The 18,552-nt window shown below is 67.9% G+C and carries 19 protein-coding genes and 1 tRNA gene; 13 read left to right on the forward strand and 7 right to left on the reverse strand.

From position 1 onward, the window contains the following. Positions 1-136: 136 nt before the first annotated feature. The 4 genes from HQN78_RS03160 (at position 137) to HQN78_RS03175 (ending at position 5,179) form a co-directional block, all read left to right on the forward strand. A complete protein-coding gene (locus tag HQN78_RS03160) occupies positions 137-1,636 on the forward strand; it encodes an aldehyde dehydrogenase family protein (protein ID WP_107798705.1) in 1,500 nt (499 codons plus the stop codon). Between the two features lie 38 nt (positions 1,637-1,674). Further along, the gene (locus tag HQN78_RS03165; protein WP_235087852.1) at positions 1,675-3,006 is read left to right on the forward strand and encodes an aspartate aminotransferase family protein; all 1,332 of its coding nucleotides are present in this window, start codon (positions 1,675-1,677) and stop codon (positions 3,004-3,006) included. Positions 3,007-3,108: 102 nt separating this feature from the next. After that, positions 3,109-4,611 carry an APC family permease gene (locus HQN78_RS03170; RefSeq protein ID WP_235087854.1) on the forward strand — a complete coding sequence of 501 codons (1,503 nt, stop codon included), beginning with the start codon at positions 3,109-3,111 and terminating at the stop codon, positions 4,609-4,611. Further along, entirely contained in the window at positions 4,592-5,179 is a 588-nt protein-coding gene (locus HQN78_RS03175) for a DUF3156 family protein (protein ID WP_235087856.1), read from the forward strand. Before HQN78_RS03170 ends, HQN78_RS03175 begins: the two co-directional genes overlap by 20 nt. A gap of 31 nt (positions 5,180-5,210) precedes the next feature. On the opposite strand, the gene hpaR is transcribed toward HQN78_RS03175, so the two are convergent. Further along, the gene (gene hpaR, locus HQN78_RS03180; protein ID WP_235087858.1) at positions 5,211-5,651 is read right to left on the reverse strand and encodes a homoprotocatechuate degradation operon regulator HpaR; all 441 of its coding nucleotides are present in this window, start codon (positions 5,649-5,651) and stop codon (positions 5,211-5,213) included. Between the two features lie 115 nt (positions 5,652-5,766). Here hpaR and HQN78_RS03185 point away from each other — a divergent pair, with 115 nt between their 5' ends. Beyond that, on the forward strand, positions 5,767-6,561 hold the full coding sequence (locus tag HQN78_RS03185) for an SDR family NAD(P)-dependent oxidoreductase (protein WP_107798710.1): 795 nt from the start codon (positions 5,767-5,769) through the stop codon (positions 6,559-6,561). A gap of 15 nt (positions 6,562-6,576) precedes the next feature. Here the strand turns inward: HQN78_RS03185 and HQN78_RS03190 are convergent, their stop codons facing one another. The 5 genes from HQN78_RS03190 to HQN78_RS03210 form a co-directional block, all read right to left on the reverse strand. After that, positions 6,577-7,401, reverse strand: a complete 825-nt coding sequence (locus HQN78_RS03190; RefSeq protein WP_235087861.1) for a MoaF C-terminal domain-containing protein — start codon at positions 7,399-7,401, stop codon at positions 6,577-6,579. 57 nt (positions 7,402-7,458) lie between these two features. Continuing rightward, a complete protein-coding gene (locus tag HQN78_RS03195) occupies positions 7,459-8,571 on the reverse strand; it encodes a class II histone deacetylase (RefSeq protein ID WP_235087863.1) in 1,113 nt (370 codons plus the stop codon). Continuing rightward, positions 8,568-9,734 carry an MFS transporter gene (locus HQN78_RS03200; RefSeq protein ID WP_235087865.1) on the reverse strand — a complete coding sequence of 389 codons (1,167 nt, stop codon included), beginning with the start codon at positions 9,732-9,734 and terminating at the stop codon, positions 8,568-8,570. Before HQN78_RS03200 ends, HQN78_RS03195 begins: the two co-directional genes overlap by 4 nt. A gap of 118 nt (positions 9,735-9,852) precedes the next feature. Next, on the reverse strand, positions 9,853-10,638 hold the full coding sequence (locus tag HQN78_RS03205) for an ABC transporter substrate-binding protein (protein WP_235087868.1): 786 nt from the start codon (positions 10,636-10,638) through the stop codon (positions 9,853-9,855). 163 nt (positions 10,639-10,801) lie between these two features. Next, a tRNA-Ala gene (locus HQN78_RS03210) sits at positions 10,802-10,877 on the reverse strand. A gap of 176 nt (positions 10,878-11,053) precedes the next feature. On the opposite strand from HQN78_RS03210, the gene hpnC reads away from it, so the two are divergent. The 8 genes from hpnC to HQN78_RS03250 all read left to right on the forward strand — a co-directional run bounded on the left by hpnC (position 11,054) and on the right by HQN78_RS03250 (position 17,669). After that, on the forward strand, positions 11,054-11,866 hold the full coding sequence (gene hpnC / locus HQN78_RS03215) for a squalene synthase HpnC (RefSeq protein WP_235087871.1): 813 nt from the start codon (positions 11,054-11,056) through the stop codon (positions 11,864-11,866). A gap of 77 nt (positions 11,867-11,943) precedes the next feature. Beyond that, positions 11,944-12,789, forward strand: coding sequence for a presqualene diphosphate synthase HpnD (gene hpnD / locus HQN78_RS03220; RefSeq protein WP_107801710.1), 846 nt, complete (start codon positions 11,944-11,946; stop codon positions 12,787-12,789). A gap of 7 nt (positions 12,790-12,796) precedes the next feature. Then, positions 12,797-14,065 carry a hydroxysqualene dehydroxylase HpnE gene (gene hpnE / locus HQN78_RS03225; protein WP_235087874.1) on the forward strand — a complete coding sequence of 423 codons (1,269 nt, stop codon included), beginning with the start codon at positions 12,797-12,799 and terminating at the stop codon, positions 14,063-14,065. A 61-nt stretch (positions 14,066-14,126) separates the two neighbouring features. Next, complete coding sequence (locus HQN78_RS03230; protein ID WP_227107746.1) at positions 14,127-14,882, forward strand: SDR family oxidoreductase; 756 nt, start codon at positions 14,127-14,129, stop codon at positions 14,880-14,882. A 15-nt stretch (positions 14,883-14,897) separates the two neighbouring features. Continuing rightward, on the forward strand, positions 14,898-15,461 hold the full coding sequence (locus tag HQN78_RS03235) for a hypothetical protein (RefSeq protein ID WP_107798718.1): 564 nt from the start codon (positions 14,898-14,900) through the stop codon (positions 15,459-15,461). Positions 15,462-15,488: 27 nt separating this feature from the next. Then, on the forward strand, positions 15,489-16,850 hold the full coding sequence (gene radA / locus HQN78_RS03240; protein ID WP_227107748.1) for a DNA repair protein RadA: 1,362 nt from the start codon (positions 15,489-15,491) through the stop codon (positions 16,848-16,850). Between the two features lie 82 nt (positions 16,851-16,932). Further along, positions 16,933-17,493 (forward strand): sigma-70 family RNA polymerase sigma factor, encoded by a 561-nt coding sequence (locus tag HQN78_RS03245; RefSeq protein WP_107798720.1) that lies wholly within the window; start codon positions 16,933-16,935, stop codon positions 17,491-17,493. Beyond that, positions 17,490-17,669: a zf-HC2 domain-containing protein gene (locus tag HQN78_RS03250; RefSeq protein ID WP_107798721.1), complete on the forward strand. Its 180-nt coding sequence runs from the start codon at positions 17,490-17,492 to the stop codon at positions 17,667-17,669. The genes HQN78_RS03245 and HQN78_RS03250 overlap by 4 nt, the downstream gene beginning before the upstream one ends. A 116-nt stretch (positions 17,670-17,785) precedes the next feature. Here HQN78_RS03250 and HQN78_RS03255 read toward each other — a convergent pair whose 3' ends face one another. Beyond that, positions 17,786-18,145 (reverse strand): DUF2325 domain-containing protein, encoded by a 360-nt coding sequence (locus HQN78_RS03255; RefSeq protein WP_235087876.1) that lies wholly within the window; start codon positions 18,143-18,145, stop codon positions 17,786-17,788. Between the last annotated feature and the right edge of the window lie 407 nt (positions 18,146-18,552).

An 18,552-nucleotide genomic window follows, 5' to 3' on the forward strand; every position in this document is an offset into this window, starting at 1 on the left:
ACATGCTGCGCCGCAACGAGAAGGGCCGGGTCGCGCTTTGCCGATTTGGGATCAGCCGCGGCGGCGGCGCTGGGTATATTGGGCCATCGCCGGCCGCGCCTAGGCGGCGGCAAGCTTGATCGAAAAGGAGACGAGGATGGATCAAAACCTGGTGCCGGTGCTGGATTCAGTGCGGGCCTTTCTGGAACGGGAGCACGGGCTGTGGATAGACGGCAAACCGCGGGCGGCTTTGTCCGGCCGGCGCAAGGACGTGCGCAATCCGGCCAGCGGCGCGGTGATCGCCAGCGTGGCGGACGGCGAGGCCGCCGATGTGGACGCGGCGGTGGGCAGCGCGCGGCGGGCTTTCGAATCCGGCGTCTGGTCCGGCCTGCGGCCGGCCGAGCGCGAACGCGTGTTGCTGAGGCTGGCGGATGTGCTGGAAGCGCACGCCGAGGAGCTGGCGCAGCTGGAAACGCTGAACCAGGGCAAGTCCATCCATCTGGCGCGGGCCATCGAAGTGGGCGGCTCCATCGAATACGTGCGCTATATGGCGGGCTGGGCCACCAAGATCACCGGCGAAACCCTGGACGTGTCGATTCCGGCGCCGCCGGGCGCGCGTTTCACCGCCTTCACCCGGCGCGAGCCGGTGGGCGTGGCCGCCGGCATCGCGCCGTGGAACTTTCCTTTGATGATCGCCTTGTGGAAAACGGTGCCGGCCCTGGCGGCCGGCTGCACGGCGGTGTTGAAGCCGGCCAGCGAGACGCCGCTGAGCGCCTTGCGCCTGGCGGAGCTGGCGCTGGAGGCCGGGGTGCCGCCGGGCGTGTTCAATGTGGTGACCGGGCGCGGCGAGGCGGCGGGCCGCGCGCTGGCCGGGCATCCGCTGATCGGCAAGGTCAGCTTCACCGGCTCCACCGAGGTGGGCAAGGCCGTCGGCCACGCCGCGCTGGACAATATGACCCGGCTGGCGCTGGAGCTGGGCGGCAAGAACCCGATGCTGGTGCTGGGCGACGCCGACATCGACCAGGCGGTGCGGGGCGCTTTGCTGGGCGGCTTTCTCAATCAGGGCCAGGTCTGCGCTGCCGCCTCGCGGCTGTACGTGCACCGCAGCAAGTTCAATCTGTTCGCCGAGGCGCTGTCCGCCGCCGTGGCCGGCATGCGGCTGGGGCCGGGCATGGATCTGGACGCCCAGGTCAACCCGCTGGTGTCGCAGCGGCGTCAGCAGGCGGTGTGCCGGCTGATCGAGCGCGGCCGCGCCGCCGGCGCCCGCGTGCTGACGGGCGGCGGCGCCGCCGACTTGCCCGGCTATTTCGTGCAGCCCACGGTGATGGCGGATCTGGCGCCGGACAATCCGGTGGCGCGCGAGGAAGTCTTCGGCCCGGTGCTGGCGCTGATGCCCTTCGACGAGGTGGACGAGGCGGTGGCGCTGGCCAACGACACGCGCTACGGCCTGGCCGCCAGCGTGTGGACCAATGATTTGTCGGCGGCGCTGGACATCGTGCCGCGCTTGCAGGCCGGCACGGTCTGGGTCAACAGCCATATACCGCTGGACCCGGGCATGCCCTTCGGCGGCTACAAGGAATCCGGCCTCGGCCGCGAGTTCGGCAAGGGCGCGGTGGAGAGCTTCACCGAGATCAAGTCGGTCTGCATCGCCCATTGAGCGCGGACGCGCTTCCACTTTAGATTCAGGAGAAAGACATGTCCTACGACAAGGCCCGTTTCTGGCACCCCATGCTGCATCCCAACGCAATGAAAGAGCGGCCGCCCATCCGCATCGTGCGCGGCGACGGCTGCCATGTGTTCGACGACCAGGGCGTCAAGCTGGTGGACGGCGTGGCCGGGCTGTGGAACGTCAACGTCGGCCACAACCGCGCCGAAATCAAGCAGGCCATCGCCCGGCAGCTGGACGAACTGGAGTATTTCCAGCTTTTCGACGGCATCTCCCATCCGCGGGCGGAGGAGTTGTCCGCGCTGCTGATCGACATGCTGCGGCCGGAAGACATGGCGCGGGTGGTGTTCAGCTCCGGCGGCTCGGACGCGGTGGAAACCGCGCTCAAGCTGGCGCGCCAATACTGGCGGCTCAAGGGCCAGCCGGACCGGGTCAAGTTCATCTCCTTGAAGCAGGGCTATCACGGCACCCACTTCGGCGGCGGCTCGGTCAACGGCAACACGGTGTTCCGCCGTAATTACGAACCGCTGCTGCCCGGCTGCTTCCATGTGGAGACCCCGTGGCCCTACCGCAACCCCTTTACCGACGACCCTGAGGAGCTGGCCGAAATCTGCGCGCGGATACTGGAGCGCGAGATCCTGTTCCAGAGCCCGGACACGGTGGCGGCCTTCATCGCCGAGCCGATACAGGGCGCCGGCGGCGTCATCGTGCCGCCGGCCAGTTATTGGCCGCGGGTACGCGAGGTGTGCGACCGCCACGGCGTGCTGCTGATCGCCGACGAGGTGGTCACCGGCTTCGGCCGCTCCGGCGCCATGTTCGGCAGCCGGCTGTGGGGGGTGAAGCCGGACATGATGTGCCTGGCCAAGGGCATCTCCTCCGGCTATCTGCCGCTGGGCGCCACCGTGGTCAATCAGCGCGTGGCGGACGCCTTCGCCGCCAACGGCGATTTCGGCGGCGTCATCATGCATGGCTACACCTACGCCGGCCACCCGGTGGCCTGCGCCGCCGCCCTCGCCAATCTGCGCATCGTGCAGGAGGAAGACCTGCCGGCCCGCGCGGCGGAAACGGGCGATTACCTGCTGCGGCGGCTGCTGCCGCTGGCCGAGCGTTATCCGGCGGTGGGCGAGGTGCGCGGCAAGGGCCTGATGCTGGCCCTGGACCTGGTCAAGGACAAGGCCAGCCGGGAGCCGATAGACCCGCAAAGCGGCTACGCCGACAAGGTGGCGGAGATCGCGCGCCGGGCCGGCGCGCTGGTGCGGCCGGTGGGCAGCAAGATCATTCTGTCGCCGCCGCTGGTGTTGCAGCGCGAGCACGCCGATGTGATCGCGTCGGCCTTGGAAGCCGGGCTGGCCGAGGCCTGAACGGCCCGGCCCGAACGGGGAGCAGCCGGCCGCGCCGGCACGCCGCCAGGAAGACAGAGAGCGGCGGCCGGCGCGGCGGCGGATGGAAGAGGGAGGAGAACCATGTCTGTTAGCGAACGTTTGAGCCGCAGCCTGAGCCGCGGCGTGGTGGGCTTTCCGGTGGCGTTGGCCAGTTCGGTGGGCGTAGTGATGGCCAGCCCGGTGATACTGACCGCCACCAGCGGCTTCGGCATGGCCGGCGGCACTTTCGCGCTGGCGATGCTGATCGCCTATCTGATGATGCAGGCGCAGGCCACCACTTTCGCCGAAGCGGCGGCGATGCTGCCGACTTCCGGCGCGGTGTACGACTACATCAGCGCCGGCCTGGGCCGCGGCCTGGCCATCGCCGGCACCTTGTCGGCCTATCTATTGGTGCATGTGTTCGCCGGCACCGCCGAGACCATACTGTCCGGCATCATGGCGCTGGTGAATTTCGACCATCTCAACACCATGCTGGAAAAGAGCGGCAGCGCCTGGATGGTGGGCGTGGGCCTGGTCATCGTTTTCGGCGCGCTCAACGCGCTGGGCGTGACCCTGTTCGGCAAGGCCGAGGTGGCGCTGACCTTCGGCATGTGGGCGACGCTGACCGTCTTCGGCGTGGCCGGCCTGCTGCGCGCGCCGGCGGTGGATCTGGGCGGCTGGTTCGGCGCGCCGCTGCGTCTGGACGATCCGGGCCTGCTGCTCAGCCTGGTGGGCATGGCGATGTTCATGTTCGTCGGCGCGGAGCTGGTGACGCCGCTGGCGCCGGAGCTGCGCGACTCCGGCCGCGCCATTCCGCGGGCTTTGAAGATGGGGCTCAGCGGCGTGGCCGTCACCATGCTGCTGTACGGCGCGGCCATGGTGCGGCAGGTGGCCAATACGCCGCTGGACCCGGCCCATGCGGACGGCCCGCGGCTGCTGGACACGCCGATGGCGCTGCCGGCCTTCGCCGAGCGGGTGATGGGGCCCTTCGGCAAGATCTGGCTGGGCGTCGGCCTGCTGCTGGCCGGCGCGGCGACGATCAACACCCTGATGGCGGCGCTGCCGCGCATCCTGTACGGCATGGCCCAGGACGGCGCCTTGCCGCGCTGCTTCGCCTATCTGCATCCGCGTTTCAACACGCCGTGGTGCGGCATCGCGGCGGCGGTGCTCATCCCCTGTGTCCACGCCTGGTTGATCCAGGGCGATCTGGACCGCATCATGCCCCTGGTGTTGGCGGCGGTCTGTTCCTGGGGCGTGGCCTATCTGCTGGTGACGCTGTCCGTGGTGCGGCTGAGGCTGACGCGGCCGGATTTCCCGCGCGCCTACCGCTCGCCGTGGTTTCCGCTGCCGCAGATCGGCTCCGCGCTGGGCATCGTGCTGGCGATCTGTTTCATCACCCCGCCCGGCATGCAGGCGCGCGACATCTACCTGCCCTTTGGCTGGATGCTGGGCCTGACCCTGGTGTACGCGCTGCTGTGGACCTTGCTGGTGCAGAAGGTCAACCCGTTCCGGCCGGTGCCGCTGGAGCGGATTCTGGACACGCAGTGCCAGGGCGAGGACGAGGCCTTGCGGCGGGAGCTGGAACGTGTGGCCGCGGCTGGTTGAGGCCTGGCGCAGGCCGGGCGGCTATCGTCCGGGCGCGATGCTGACGCGGCTGAGCCTGGACTGGCCGGAGCTGGATTGCCAGGCCGGGGAGGAGGCGGAGCGGCGTTTTCGCTTTCCGCACGGGGAGTGGAGCTTTTCGGCGCGGGAGCGGGTGGAGGCGGGCTGGCTGGCCTATATGGTGGCTTGCGAGTTCCGGCTGACGGTGCCGGGCGCGCCGGGCCGCGCGCGCATCCGCCTGCGTCACGGCGGCTTCTGGCGTCGCCGCGGCATCGTCGTCGATTTGCTGGACGGCGACGCGGCGGCGCTGGCGCCGCTGCTGGAGCGCTTGCGCGCCGACGCGGATGTGCGCGCCGCGCTGTCGCCGCTGGACTTCAAGCGTTGCGAGCTGCACGGCGGCCAGGACGGCTGGTTGCTGTGTCTGGAGCCTTACGGCGCCAGCGAGGTGGCGTGCCGGCTGCCGCCCTTGCGGCGCTACATCGGCCTGCGCGGCGTGCAGGGCCTGGCGGTGCTGGCCAGCCTGGCCGCCTGCCGCCGCGTCTTGCTGGCGGCGGAGGCGGGGCGGGGCTAGGTCTGGCGGGCGGTCCGCTCTTGAACAGGTTCTAAGACGGCGCGGGCAGGCTTTCCAACTCATCCAGCAAGGCGAGCAAGGCTTGCAGCTTGGCCTGGGAAAAATGGGCTTCGATCTGGCGGTAACAGTCGTTGGACAGCGGGATGATGCGCTGGGTCAGCGTCTTGGCGCGCTGCGTCGGCGTGACGATCAAGCGACGGTTGTCGGCTTGGGCGCGGTGGCGGTAAACCAGATCGTCCCTTTCCATGCGCGCCAGGATGCCGCTGAGGCTGGGCGGGTGGATGCCGGCGCGCAGGGCGATCTCGCCGGCTTCCATGTTTCCGCGTTCCGCCAGCAGGCGCAGGACGCGCCATTGCTGTTCCGACAGGCCGTGACGGCTCAGCACCGGACGGAAGTAGGACATCACCGCTTCGCGCGCGCGCAGCAGGCGTTGCGGCAGTTGGTATTGGTAGGGACGCTGCGTAGGGTCCATGGCGGCTCCTTGGTTTAAAGTCGCGGGAGGGTAAGGGGGGGCGGCCTGTTTACTTTAAATGAATATATTAACATAATGCCGTCGGGTTTAGACGGCGAACGACAAGGAGGCTGAGATGTCTTTGCGCGATAAAACCATAGTGATCACCGGCGCGGGCTCCGGCATCGGCGCGGCTTGCGCGCGGCGCTTCGCCGCCGAAGGCGCGCGGTTGGCCCTGGTGGGACGGCGGGCCGGCCCCTTGTTGGCGCTGGCGGAGGAAACCGGCGGTCTGGCCTTGGCCGGCGACGCCGCCGACGCCGCGGCCTGGGAGGATTTCCTGGCGCGCATCCGCGCGCGCTGGGGCAGGGTGGACGGCTTGGCCGCCTGCGCCGGCGGCCTGGGCATGGGCGCGGCGCTGGACACCGATGACGCGGCCTGGCGCGCCGCGATGCGCGCCAATCTGGACACCGCCTTCGTCAGCGCCCGCGCCTGCCTGCCGGACCTGATCCGGCAGGGCGGCAGCATGGTGTTGCTGGCCTCCATCGCCGGTCTGGCGGCCGGGCCTGCGGCCTGCGGCTATGTGACGGCCAAGCACGCCTTGCTGGGCCTGGCCCGGTCGCTGGCGCGCGACTACGGGCCAGCGGTGCGGGTCAACGCCCTGTGTCCGGGCTGGGTGCGCACGCCGATGGCGGACGAGGAGATGCGGCCGCTGATGGCGGCCCATGGCGAAGATCTGGAGGCCGCCTACCGGCGGGTGACCGCCGACGTGCCTTTGCGGCGGCCGGCTACGCCGGAGGAGATTGCCGCGATCTGCCGCTTTCTATTGTCCGACGAGGCCGCGATGGTCAGCGGCGCTTGCCTGACGGCCGACGGCGGCGCGACGGCGGTGGATGTGCCGACGCTGGCTTACGCGCGGCTGGAAAGGGAATGAGGCCGGCGCGGACCTTTAACCGCGAGTGTGGTTGACGACGCTGGCCTGCGCGCCCACCCGGAAGTTGCGGGTGGCGCCGAAATCCTCGTCCTGATAGCCGAAGATCTTGCCGTCGGTGCGCATTTGCTCCAGGTCGATCAAGATCACGCCCAGGGTGGGGATGATTTTTTCGCGCCAGACGAATAAATACAGCCGCTCCGCCACTTGGTAGTAGTGGCAGCGGTCGACGTCGGCCAGGCCGCGCTCCACGCCTTCCAGACAATGCCAGGCGTAGAGGCCGTCGTTCAGGTAAATGTGCTCGTAGCACTCGGTGGGGCTGTAGCGGTAGCGGTTGCGCATGCCGATCAGTTCGCGGCTGGGCGGGTGCCGCGGGACCGCGGCGGCGGGCTGGTTGACGGCGCCGTGGAGGAATTCGACTTCCACGCCGGTCAGCTCCATCTGGCGTTCCACCCGGTCGAAGGCGCAGATCCGCGCGGCGTCGGCGTCGGGCAGCCGGCCCAGAACCAGGGTGAAGCGGCGCTGCGCCAGGTCCAGGATCAGGCTGAGGGACTGCGCGGCCGGGCCCTGGTGACGGAAATCGATGAAATAGACGCCGGCGCGCAAGGAGCTGGCGTGGAAGCCGTCTATCTCCGCCAGCGCCGAGGCTCGCCCCGGACGCTCAAGGACGACGCGGGCGTCGCCGCCGGACTCCAGCCGGCAGTCCGCGGCGCTGTCGTCGTCGAAGCACAGCCGCAGGCTGCGGCCGTCCAGCTCGGCGCAGCGGGGCAGGGTCAGGCTGTCGGGCGCGAAGCCGTCGGCCAGCGCGCCGACCTGGATGAATTTGGGAGTGGGATTGGACATGGTGCGGCTCCTTATCGATGGCTAAATGGCGGACTCGGCTCGTTTTGGGGCGGGCGCTCAAAACCCGAGCCGCTCGGCCTGCGCTTCCAGCAGGCGTGTTTGCAGCTCGCGCAGCGGCGCGCCGGGCTGCTGCGCGATGATCAGTTCCAGCAGCGGGTCCCGCACCTCGGTGCGGACGCCGGACAGCGCCTCCAGCGCGGCCAGGCCGCAAAAGGGCACGTAGGCCTCGGAATAGCCGCCCTCGTGCAGCAGGACCAGCCGCCCGCCCGCCTCGGCGTCGGCGTAGTCGGCCAGCTGCCGCGTCATCTCGCGGAAGGTGTCGCTGTGCGCCTGCATTCTGGCCAGGGGATCGACGGCGTTGGCGTCGTAGCCGCAGGCGACGATGATCAACTCGGGCCGGAAACGCCGCAGCGCCGGCAGCACCAGCAGCCGCATCGCGTCCAGATAGGCCTGGTGGCCGCCGCCGGGCAGCAAGGGGATGTTCAGATTGGCGTCCAGGCCCTCGCCCTCGCCGCGGTCCTCGGCCCCGCCGTAGCCGGGCGGATAACAGCCGTCCTGATGCAGGGAGAGGGTCAGCACATCGCCGCGCCGGTAAAAAATGGACTGGGTGCCGTTGCCGTGGTGCACGTCCCAATCGACGATGGCGACGCGGCTCAGGCCGTGGCGGGCGATGGCCAGCTCCGCGGCGAGGGCGGCGTTGGCCAGAAAACAGAAGCCCATCGCGCCGTCCGCCGAGCAATGATGGCCGGGCGGGCGCGACAGCGCGTAGGCCTTGTCCGCCTCGCCGGCGAGCACGGCGTTCACCGCGGCCCAGGCCAGGCCGGCGGACAGTTTGGCGATTTCATAGCTGCCGGGGCCTATCGGCGCCTGCGGTCCCAGCTCGCCGCCGCCGGCGTCGCTGAGCGCCTTGAAGCGCTGCAGATAGGCGGGCGTGTGCACGCGCAGCAGCGCGTCCTCGTCCAGGGGCGGCGCGCCGCGCGTTTGCAGCCGGGCGCCGAGGCCGGACACGTCCATCAGGCTTTTCAGCCTGCGCTTGCTGTCCGGGGATTCGGCGTGGCCGCCGCCGGAAGGCGGTTGCACCCAGCCGCCCACCGGCAGGATCTGAGCGTGGGGGCCGGCGCTGTGCCACAGGCAGAGTTCGTCGAAGAAAAACGCGGTGCGGGCGGTCATTGCGGACTCCTGACGCTTGCGGGCCGCAGCGTCAGCAACAGGGCCAGCGACAAGGCGGCGAGTCCCATGGCGACGAGCAGCAGGGTTTGAGGGTTTTGGCCGCGGGCGGCCATCAATTCGCCGGCCAGCGCCGGTCCCAGCGCCAGGCCGCCGCCTATCGCCAGATTGACGGTGTTCATCAGCCGTCCGCTGTGATCCAGCGCGGCCAGCGTGGCCAGAATGAAGGGCAGGATGAAGGTCCACGCGTATTTAAAGACGAGCGCCGCCGCGGCGAAGCGGCCGGCGCGCGGCGCGCCCAGCAGCAGGGCCAGCGCCAGCAGCATCAGCCCGTAGCCGGCGATCAGCAGACGGCGGCGCGCGCCGCGACCGCCGATTGCCGCGGCGCAGACCGAACCGGCGATGCCCATCAGCGTGGCGAGGGCCAGCCAGTCTCCGCTTTGCTCCGGGCTCAGCCCCGCCTGGGTGGCGATGCTGCCGATGAAAGTCCAGGTGCCGCTCAGGCTGACGTAGAAGCACAAGGTGGCGGCCGCCCCGATCAGCGCCGGGCGCCAGGGCGTCGCTCCCGCGCCGGACGGCGCGGCGGGCCGGGCCGCCGCGGACGGAAAACAGCGGGCCAGCGGCAGGCAGAGGGCCATCAGCGCCGCCAGGCTCAGATAACAGGCGGCGACGCCGTGACGGGCGAACCAGGCCGGAAACAGCAGCAGGCCCAGGGCGCCCAGCGCCAGCTGGCCGCACACCCACAGGCCGTAGGCGCGTTCGGGATTGGCGCTGGCCGCGGCGGTGGACAGGCATAAAATCATCAGCGAGCCGCCGGCCAGCGCGCTGAGCAGCCGCAGCGGCAGCAGCTCGGCGTAAGTGGCGGCGAAACAGGAGGCGAGATTGGCGGCGATGAACAGCCAGGCGGCGCAGGCGGCGGCGCGCCGCCAGTCCACGCGCGGCAGCCAGAAATAGGCCGGCAGCGTCGCCAGGCTCATCGCGCCCAGCTCCACCGCGAACAGGCGGCCGATGCGTTCCGGCCCCAGGCCGAACTGGCTGGCCAATTGGCCGGCCAGCGCCGGCGCGGTCATCAGCACCAGCGGCGCGACGGCGGCGAAGGCGATCAGGGCGATCAAGGCGCCGCCGCGGACGGGCGCGACGGTGTGGGCGGGCAGACGAACGCTCATGTTTCCCCCGGCGGGCGAGTGGTGAACCAGAGCTTACGCTCGCAAGATTCGCGTTTGGGGGCAAGCGGACGGACGGCGTTTTGCCGATTTGGGATAGCGGGGGCGCAACACGGCGGCGTCAGCGGTTGAGCTGGCGCAGCGCGTCTTGCAGGGCCTTGCGGTACTCGGGGGTGTCCCGCGTCTGGGCGATGGCTTCCCAGAATTGGCGGGTCAGCTTGGGGTGGCCGTCCGCGAAGCGGTGGGAAAAAATCAGGTAGTAAGGCTTGGCGACCAGGTCCGGCCCCACTTTTTCTATCCTGTCCCGATAGGCCGGATTGCCCGCCAGCAGGCTGTCGCCGGTCAGCGTGGGCAAGGCCAGGGCGCCGATGCGGCGGGCCAAGAGCTTGTTCAGGTTCTGCTCCGGATTGCGCGAACTGTCGTCCACCTGCGCGCCCAGCGCCTGAAGCTGGGCGATGACGGAGAAGCCGGTCTGCGCGCCGACGGCGCCTTCCAGGTGGCTGAGGCTTTGCCCGTCCCATTCCAGTGGCGAGCCTTTCAGCCGGTACAGGCTGTAGCTGTCCAGATGCATGCGCATCGCCGGGTCGGCGGCGTCGCCTTTCATCGGATAGACGCCGATGCGCAGCCGCTCCGGCTTGAAGCTGATCTCGAAGACGCCGTCCAACTGATTGTTCTGCACCTCGTTCAGGCAGCGCACCCAGGCCATCTCCCGGATTTCCAGCTTGATATTGCTTCTTTGGGCGGCGGACTTCAGCATCTGCAAGCTCAGGCTGGGGCCGTTCTGGCTGCGCCACGGCGGCGAGTCCATGTCTTCGGTGCACAGCCGCAGGCTGGCCGGGCGCGGCTCGGCCGCGGCGCCCAAGGCGCACAGGGACAGCAGCAGGAAGATCAGGTGGGCACGCGGCATACGGAAGCTCCGCGACGGGAGGGGATGGACTTGCTTTAGTTATTTGCGCCGCAACAAAAAAAGGCAAGCGGGAAAAGGGCGGGGACAATGCAAAAAGCCGATTCCTCGGAATCGGCTTTTGCTGCGCGCCGCGCTGGGCGGCGTCTCGCTGTGAAGCAGTTTTTGGTGGAGGTAAGCGGGATCGAACCGCTGACCTCTTGCATGCCATGCAAGCGCTCTCCCAACTGAGCTATACCCCCGCACCGGCTGCGTTTCACAGTGCTGCGCAGTATATGGCAGCGGCAGGAGCGTGTAAATAGCCTCCGCCACTTTTTTTGGATAATTTTCCGGCGGCGGCGCGGCCGCCGGCATAGGAGGGTCCGGAGCGCTCGGTTATAATCGCCCATTCGCCAGCCATACAACAGGAAGCAAGCCGATGTCGGTTGGGCATTACGAGAATTTCCCGGTGGGCTCCATCCTGCTGCCGCGCAGGATGCGCCGCGCCGTGCACGCCATCTACCATTTCGCGCGTTACGCCGACGACGTGGCGGACGAGGGCGACGACACCCCCGAGCTGAGGCTGGCCGAACTGGACCGCCTGGGCGCGGAGCTGGAGCGCATCGGCGCCGGCCAGACGCCGGACACGGCCATGATGCGCAATCTGGCGGCGGCGATCGCCGAGCACGGCCTGGACTTGCAGCCGTTTCACGATCTGCTGGCGGCCTTCCGCCAGGACGTGGGGAAAACCCGCTACCGCGATTACGCGGAACTGGCGGATTACTGCCGCCGTTCCGCCAATCCGGTGGGCCGGCTGATGCTGGCGCTGTACGGCGAGAACGATAGGCGCTCGCTGGCGATGTCGGACGGCATCTGCACCGCCTTGCAGCTGATCAATTTCCTGCAGGATGTCGAGCTGGACTGGCGCAAGGGCCGGGTCTACTTGCCGCAGGAGGATTTGCAGCGTTTCCGGGTGAGCGAGGCGCAGATCGCCGCGCGCGACGCCGGCGGCCTGTGGCAGCCTATGATGCGCGCCCAGATCGAGCGCGCGCGCAAGATGTTGCAGGCCGGCGCGCCGCTGGGCAAAGTGTTGAAGGGCCGGATGGGGCTGGAACTGAGGCTGATCATCCTGGGCGGCGAACGGATACTGAAAAAGCTGCACGACTCCGGCGGCGACGTGTTCCGCCGCCGTCCGGTGCTGGGATGGCGCGACTGGATTTACATGCTGTGGCGCGCGGCGCGCGCCAAGTGAGCGCCGCGGCGCGACGACGATGAATATGATTGAAGGACGGCGGCCCGCCGCGGCCGCCGCTTGGACAGGAGTGGCGCGTGACGCCTGATCAGTATTGCGAAGACAAGGCCGCCGCCAGCGGCTCCAGCTTCTATTACAGCTTCCGCTTCTTGCCGGAGTCGCGCCGCCGCGCGATTACCGCGCTGTACGCCTTCTGCCGCGAGGTGGACGATGTGGTGGACGAATGCCACGACCCCGGCGTGGCCAGCGCCAAGCTGGCCTGGTGGCGCGGCGAAATCGCCAAGCTCTACCAGGGCGCGCCGGAACACCCGGTGATGCAGGCGCTGCAGCCGCATGCGCGGGCTTTCGGCCTGCCGCAGAGCGAGCTGGAAGAAATCATAGACGGCATGGCCATGGACCTGAGCATGGTGCGCTACCAGCGTTTCCAGGACCTGCTGCTGTACTGCCACCGCGTGGCCGGCGTGGTGGGGCAACTGGCGGCGCGCATCTTCGGCTACGGCGACGAGAAGACGCTGGAGTACGCGCACGAGTTGGGCATCGCCTTCCAGCTGACCAACATCATCCGGGACGTGGGCGAGGATGCGCGCCGCGACCGCATTTATCTGCCGATGGAGGAGTTGCAGCGCTTCAATTGCCCGGCGATGGACATCCTGCACTACGAGGAAAGCCCGGCCTTCAAGGACTTGATGGAATTCCAGATCGAGCGCGCGCAGCAATACTACCGTCAGGCCTGGGAAATGCTGCCGGCGGCGGACCGCAAGTCTCAGCGCCCCGGCCTGCTGATGGCCGCGATCTACCGCGCCACGCTGGAGGAGATCAAGCTGGACGGCCCGGCCAAGGTGCTCAATCAGCGGCTGTCGCTGACGCCCATCCGCAAGTTGTGGCTGGCATGGAAAACCTGGACTTTCGGCTACCGGCCGTGAGCCGCGCATGAGCAGGCCGCGCGTCGCCGTGATCGGCGCCGGCTGGGCCGGCCTCGCCGCCGCGGTGGAGCTGGCCGGGCGGGCGGAGCTGACCGTGTTCGAGGCCGGCCGCGAGCCGGGCGGCCGCGCGCGCCGCATCGGCGTGCCCGGCAGCCGGCTGGACAACGGCCAGCACATCCTGATCGGCGCGTATCGCGAATGCCTGCGGCTGATGGCCGCGGTGGGCGTGGACGAGAGCCGGGCCTTGCTGCGCCTGCCGATGAACTGGCGGCGCCAGGGAGGCATCAGCCTGAGCTGTCCGCGGCTGCCGGCGCCCTTGCATCTGGCGGCCGGCCTGCTGACGGCGCGCGGCATAAGCTGGCGCGACAAGGTGCGGCTGGCGCTGGCCTTGCAGCGTTTGAAAGGACAGGGCTGGCGGGTGGAGCCGGATTGCGCGGTGACGCAATGGCTGCTGGAGCAAGGTCAGTCCGAAACGCTGATCCGCGAATTCTGGCGGCCGCTGGTGTTGTCCGGCCTCAACACGCCGCTGGAGCAGGCGTCGATGCGGGTGCTGGCCGCGGTGCTGCGCGACAGCCTGGGCGCGGAGCGCGCCGCCAGCGATCTCTTGCTGCCCAAAGTGGACTTGTCCGCCCTGTTCCCGGAGCCGGCCTGGCGCTGGCTGGCGGCGCGCGGCGCGGATCTGCGCGCCGGCCGGCGCGTGCGCGGCATGGCGGCGGATTCAACGGGGGTGAGCGTGGACGGCGAGCGCTTCGACGCCGCCGTGCTGGCGGTGGCGCCGTATCACGCGGCGGAACTGACGGCGGATCCAGCGCTGCGCCAGCTGACCGATGCTTATCGTTATTGGCCCATCTACACCGTCTACCTGCAGTTTGAAGGCGCGGTTCGTTTGCCGGCGCCGATGTGCGCCTGCAGCGGCGGCGTCGGCGACTGGCTGTTCGACCGCGGCGCGCTGATGGGCGAGACCGGCTGGGTGGCCGCGGTGATGAGCGCGCCGCAGCATCTGGACGCGCTTGCGCAAGAGGAACTGGCTGCTTTGGTGGAGGCCGACGTGCGCCGGCTTGATCCGCGCGCCGGCCGGCGGCTTGATTTCCGGGTGCTGGCGGAGCGGCGGGCCACTTTTGCCAGTTTGGTCGATATGAGGCGACCGGCGCAGCCAAGCCCGGTACAATCGCTTTATTTGGCGGGAGATTGGACGCATGCTGATTATCCTGCCACTTTGGAGGGGGCCGTCCGAAGCGGCGTCGCAGCCGCCCGCGCGGTGATTGGAAGACTGTGAGCCATCCGGCGGCCGCAGGGGCGCGCCGCCGATGGCCCTGATTACAAGATAGCGAAAAAAAATGACGACAGATATCGCCTCTAACGCATTCAAGGACCGCGTGGTGCTGATTACCGGCGCCTCCCAGGGCATAGGCCGCGAGGCCGCGCTGACGTTGGCGCGTCACGGCGCCACCGTGGTGTTGCTGGCGCGCAGCGTCAAAGGCCTGGAGAAGGTCTACGATGAAATAGCGGCCGCCGGAGGGCCGGAGCCGGCGGCAGTGCCGCTGGACCTGCTGAAGGCGGCGGAGGGCGATTTCAACAATCTGGCGATGATGATCAAGCGCGAGCTGGGCCGCCTGGACGGCATTCTGCACTGCGCCTCGCATTTTTACGCGCTGTCGCCGCTGTCCAATCAGACGGTGGAAGAGTGGATGGACCAGTACCGGATCAATACCGTGGCGCCGTTCGCGCTGACCCGGGCCTGTCTGCCGCTGTTGAAGGATTCGCCGGACGCGGCGGTGCTGTTCGTCGGCGAAACCCACGGCTTGCATCCGGCGCCGTACTGGGGCGGTTTCGGCGCATCCAAGGCCGGCCTCAACTACCTGACCCAGGTGGCTGCCAATGAATGGGACGTTTACCCGCAGTTGCGCGTCAACCAGCTGATCCCGGGGCCGGTGAATTCGCCGCAGCGCAACCGCACCCACCCGGGCGAGGACAAGTCCGAACGCGGCAATCTGTCCGAACTGATGCCGCATTTGCTGTACTGGCTGGGGCCCGCCAGCCAGGGCCGCAGCGGCGAGATCGTGGAACTGGATTTGCGCGCCCGGCGCGCTTGAGGGGAAGGGGGAGGCATGAGCATAGGGCGATGGCTATGGTTGCCGCTGTTGCTGGCGTTGACCGGCTGCAACTGGGTGGGCAACGTCACCGGCTTGACCAAGGACGCCAATAAGGCGATAGGCGCGGCCTGCCGTCAGACCGGCCGTTCGCTGGAAGAGTGCTATCTGCGCAATCCCGAAGCCGACAAGGCGGCGATTTACGCCGGCTGGCGCGAGATGAACGAGTACATGGCCAAGAACAAGCTGGACACCATGGAGCCGCCCCGGGAAGCGTCCGCCTCCGCCGGCATGCCGGCGCCCACCGCCAGCGGCCACGGCGCCGCGTCCGCGCCGGCGGAAAAATCCAGCGCCAACACCTCTCCCTCCGGCCCCAGGCCGCTGAGCAACGAAGAAGCCGAACGCGCCGCGCGCACCGATCCTCAAGTGGAGGCGGTGCTGGCGGCCATCCGCAACAAGCCCGCCGGCGAAGGCGGGGAAAAATCCAAGGCGGCCTCCGGCGCGGAGCCGGAGCAGAAACGCCTGCTCAACATCATCAATGAACTCAATAAGAACAGCCCTGCGCCTGGTTCGCACGGCTGAGCCCGCCCACTTCTTTCCGTTGTCCTGATGGCAAAAATCAAAACCGTATTCAGTTGCGCCGAGTGCGGCGGTCAAACGCCCAAATGGCAGGGCCAATGCCCGCATTGCAACGCCTGGAACACGCTGACCGAGGCGGTGCAGGCCGCGCCGGCGGCCAACGCCCGTTTCCAGTCCTGGAGCGACAGCGCCACCCAGGTGCAAAAGCTGTCCGATGTGCAAACCGAGGAAGTGCCGCGCGACCCGTCCGGCATCGACGAGCTGGACCGGGTGCTGGGCGGCGGCGTGGTGCGCGGCGCGGTGATCCTGATCGGCGGCGATCCGGGCATCGGCAAATCCACGCTATTGCTGCAAGCGCTGTCCGAAATTGGCGCGCGCCGCAAAGTGCTCTATGTGTCCGGCGAGGAATCGCCGCAGCAGATCGCGCTGCGCGCCACCCGTTTGGCGGTGGCCACCGAGCGCGTCAACCTGCTGGCGGAAATCCGGCTGGAAGCCATCCTGGAAACGCTGAAGCGCGAGCAGCCGGAAGTGGCGGTGATCGACTCCATCCAGACCCTGTACACCGACCAAGTGACCTCGGCGCCCGGCTCGGTGTCCCAGGTGCGAGAATGCGCGGCGCAGCTGACGCGCATGGCCAAGCAGACCGGCATCACCATCCTGCTGGTGGGACACGTCACCAAGGAGGGCTCGCTGGCCGGCCCGCGCGTGCTGGAGCACATGGTGGACACCGTGCTGTATTTCGAGGGCGATTCCCACTCCAATTACCGGATGATACGCGCGATCAAGAACCGTTTCGGCGCGGTCAACGAGCTGGGCGTGTTCGTGATGACGGACCGCGGCCTCAAGGGCGTGTCCAATCCCTCGGCCATCTTCCTGTCCTCTTACCGCGACGATGTGTCCGGCTCCTGCGTGCTGGTCACCCAGGAGGGCAGCCGGCCCTTGCTGGTGGAAATCCAGGCCTTGGTGGACGACTGCCACGGCTTCCAGCCCAAGCGCCTGACCGTGGGCCTGGAGCAGAACCGCCTGGCCATGTTGCTGGCGGTGCTGCACCGCCACGGCGGCGTCGCCTGCTTCGATCAGGACGTGTTCCTCAACGCGGTGGGCGGGGTCAAGATCAACGAACCGGCGGCCGATTTGGCCATCATCCTGGCCATGGTGTCCTCCTTGCGCAACAAGCCCTTGCCGGAAAAGCTGGTGGTGTTCGGCGAAGTGGGCCTGGCCGGCGAGGTGCGCCCGGTGGCGCGCGGCCAGGAGCGCTTGAAGGAAGCGGCCAAGCTGGGCTTCACCCGCGCCATCGTGCCGCAGGCCAACAGCCCGCGCCAGCCGATAGAAGGGCTGCGGGTGATCGCGGTGGAGCGCCTGGATCAGGCGGTGGAATTCTGCCGCGAGTGAGCGGCAAGAGCCTGTTTACGATCTGCTGCGTCTCGCTTTAGCTCGCGAGATCGTAAACAGACTCTAAGAAAGCGGATAGCGAATGATAGAAGACCGAGACATAGAAGCGGAACGCCCTTATCTGTTCCGCTACGCGCTGGCGCAATTGCGCGAGAAGGACGCCGCCGACGAGGCGGTGCAGGAAACGCTGCTGGCGGCGCTGGAGTCCCGCGCCTCCTTTAGCGGCAAATCCACGCTGCGCACCTGGCTGACCTCCATCCTGCGCTTCAAGCTGATCGACGCTTTGCGCCGCAAGGGCAAGGAGAAGCTGTTCGAATCGCTGGAGAATGAGGCCGACGACGGCGATTTCGACGGTCTGTTCAGCCGGGACGGCCACTGGCGCGAGCCGGTCAAGGCCTGGAGCGGGCCGGAGCAGTCCTTGATCTCGCGCCAGTTCTGGGAGGTGTTCGAGCAGTGTTCGGAAGTGATGCCGCGCCGCACCGCGATGGTGTTCGTGATGCGCGAGGTGATGGGCATGGAGATCGCGGAGATCTGTAAGAATCTGGAGATCAGCGCGACCAACTGTTCCGTATTGCTGTATCGCGCCCGCATGAGCTTGCGGGAATGTTTTTCGATTCGCTGGAGCCGGGAGGCTAGCGTATGAAGTTGAGTTGTCGTCAGGCCAGCCGTTTGATCTCGGCCTCGCAGGATCGTCCCTTGAGCCAGTGGGAACACGTGCGTCTGCGCGTGCACCTGTTCATGTGCGGCAATTGCCGCAATTTCTCGCAACAGCTGAAGCAGTTGGGGGAGGCCGCGCGCAAGGCGGGGCGCGGGGAGTAGCCACTTGAAAGCGCAAGGGGAAACCGGCCTTCTGGCCGGTTTTTTCTTGCCCGCGGCGCGGGATAAAAAGAAGCCGGCGCAAGCCGGCTTTTAACTTCAAGGGTGGTAAGAAAAAATCAGCGCTTGCGCTTGCCGCCGCCGCTCTTGGCCGCCGCGCACTGGTGCGGGCAGGCGGCGCATTGGCTGTCGTTGAGGCCGGCTCCGTTGAGCGATTGCTTGAGCGCACAGACCGAGCGGCGGCAGGCGATGAAGCGGATCTGGTTTTCCGAGGCCAGTTCGCGGAAATGGCGCATCACGTTGTGGCCCAGAAAATCGGTGAACAGAATCAAGAGGTCGGTGCCGGCCGGCAGGCGGTCCACCTTGCGCTGGTGCGAGCTGTTGCGGCCGCTGACGTGACGATGGATGTTGATGCCGAAATCGCGCAGCACATCCGGAATATTGCCGAGGGTATCGGCTCCCACAAGCATGGCATTCATTGGACATCCCTCCTGGGTGAATTTTTAGAAATGATAATCGTTATCATTTAGCCGGTCAATCACAAACTTTGAAAATGGCAATCAGGACAGGGGTGAACTGTGGCGGATCGGTCGCGCCGCGTGGGCCGTTTACCCGAGAGAGCGGCGCCGGCGGCGGGTCTTGCATGAGCGCGCTTCATGCCGGGCCGGCGCGCGGGGCGAGGGCGGCCGGCTGGCCGGCGTGGCGTAATCCGCGGCCGCGCCGCCTGCCGGAGGAGATTTAGAAAGCGGTATCTGAATAATGCATGGCAGCCACCAGCTTTTTACATGTAACAAGTATTAAAAACACAGAATAAGAAGTATTTACGCTGCGCTGTTTTTAACGCAATTGCAAAAAAGCAACATGCTTACGGGATAGATGCATGCCT

Origin of the sequence: Chromobacterium sp. Beijing (assembly GCF_021496765.1) — a bacterium.
Classification (GTDB): Bacteria; Pseudomonadota; Gammaproteobacteria; order Burkholderiales; family Chromobacteriaceae; genus Chromobacterium.

What these genes read in the sequence shown, in the direction of transcription:
- HQN78_RS03160 (WP_107798705.1), top strand. Translation starts at nt 137, where the DNA reads ATGGATCAAAACCTGGTGCCGGTGCTGGATTCAGTGCGGGCCTTTCTG.
- HQN78_RS03165 (WP_235087852.1), top strand. Translation starts at nt 1,675, where the DNA reads ATGTCCTACGACAAGGCCCGTTTCTGGCACCCCATGCTGCATCCCAAC.
- HQN78_RS03170 (WP_235087854.1), top strand. Translation starts at nt 3,109, where the DNA reads ATGTCTGTTAGCGAACGTTTGAGCCGCAGCCTGAGCCGCGGCGTGGTG.
- hpaR (WP_235087858.1), bottom strand. Translation starts at nt 5,651, where the DNA reads ATGGACCCTACGCAGCGTCCCTACCAATACCAACTGCCGCAACGCCTG.
- HQN78_RS03185 (WP_107798710.1), top strand. Translation starts at nt 5,767, where the DNA reads ATGTCTTTGCGCGATAAAACCATAGTGATCACCGGCGCGGGCTCCGGC.
- HQN78_RS03190 (WP_235087861.1), bottom strand. Translation starts at nt 7,401, where the DNA reads ATGTCCAATCCCACTCCCAAATTCATCCAGGTCGGCGCGCTGGCCGAC.
- HQN78_RS03195 (WP_235087863.1), bottom strand. Translation starts at nt 8,571, where the DNA reads ATGACCGCCCGCACCGCGTTTTTCTTCGACGAACTCTGCCTGTGGCAC.
- HQN78_RS03200 (WP_235087865.1), bottom strand. Translation starts at nt 9,734, where the DNA reads ATGAGCGTTCGTCTGCCCGCCCACACCGTCGCGCCCGTCCGCGGCGGC.
- HQN78_RS03205 (WP_235087868.1), bottom strand. Translation starts at nt 10,638, where the DNA reads ATGCCGCGTGCCCACCTGATCTTCCTGCTGCTGTCCCTGTGCGCCTTG.
- hpnC (WP_235087871.1), top strand. Translation starts at nt 11,054, where the DNA reads ATGTCGGTTGGGCATTACGAGAATTTCCCGGTGGGCTCCATCCTGCTG.
- hpnE (WP_235087874.1), top strand. Translation starts at nt 12,797, where the DNA reads ATGAGCAGGCCGCGCGTCGCCGTGATCGGCGCCGGCTGGGCCGGCCTC.
- HQN78_RS03230 (WP_227107746.1), top strand. Translation starts at nt 14,127, where the DNA reads ATGACGACAGATATCGCCTCTAACGCATTCAAGGACCGCGTGGTGCTG.
- HQN78_RS03235 (WP_107798718.1), top strand. Translation starts at nt 14,898, where the DNA reads ATGAGCATAGGGCGATGGCTATGGTTGCCGCTGTTGCTGGCGTTGACC.
- radA (WP_227107748.1), top strand. Translation starts at nt 15,489, where the DNA reads ATGGCAAAAATCAAAACCGTATTCAGTTGCGCCGAGTGCGGCGGTCAA.
- HQN78_RS03245 (WP_107798720.1), top strand. Translation starts at nt 16,933, where the DNA reads ATGATAGAAGACCGAGACATAGAAGCGGAACGCCCTTATCTGTTCCGC.
- HQN78_RS03250 (WP_107798721.1), top strand. Translation starts at nt 17,490, where the DNA reads ATGAAGTTGAGTTGTCGTCAGGCCAGCCGTTTGATCTCGGCCTCGCAG.
- HQN78_RS03255 (WP_235087876.1), bottom strand. Translation starts at nt 18,145, where the DNA reads ATGAATGCCATGCTTGTGGGAGCCGATACCCTCGGCAATATTCCGGAT.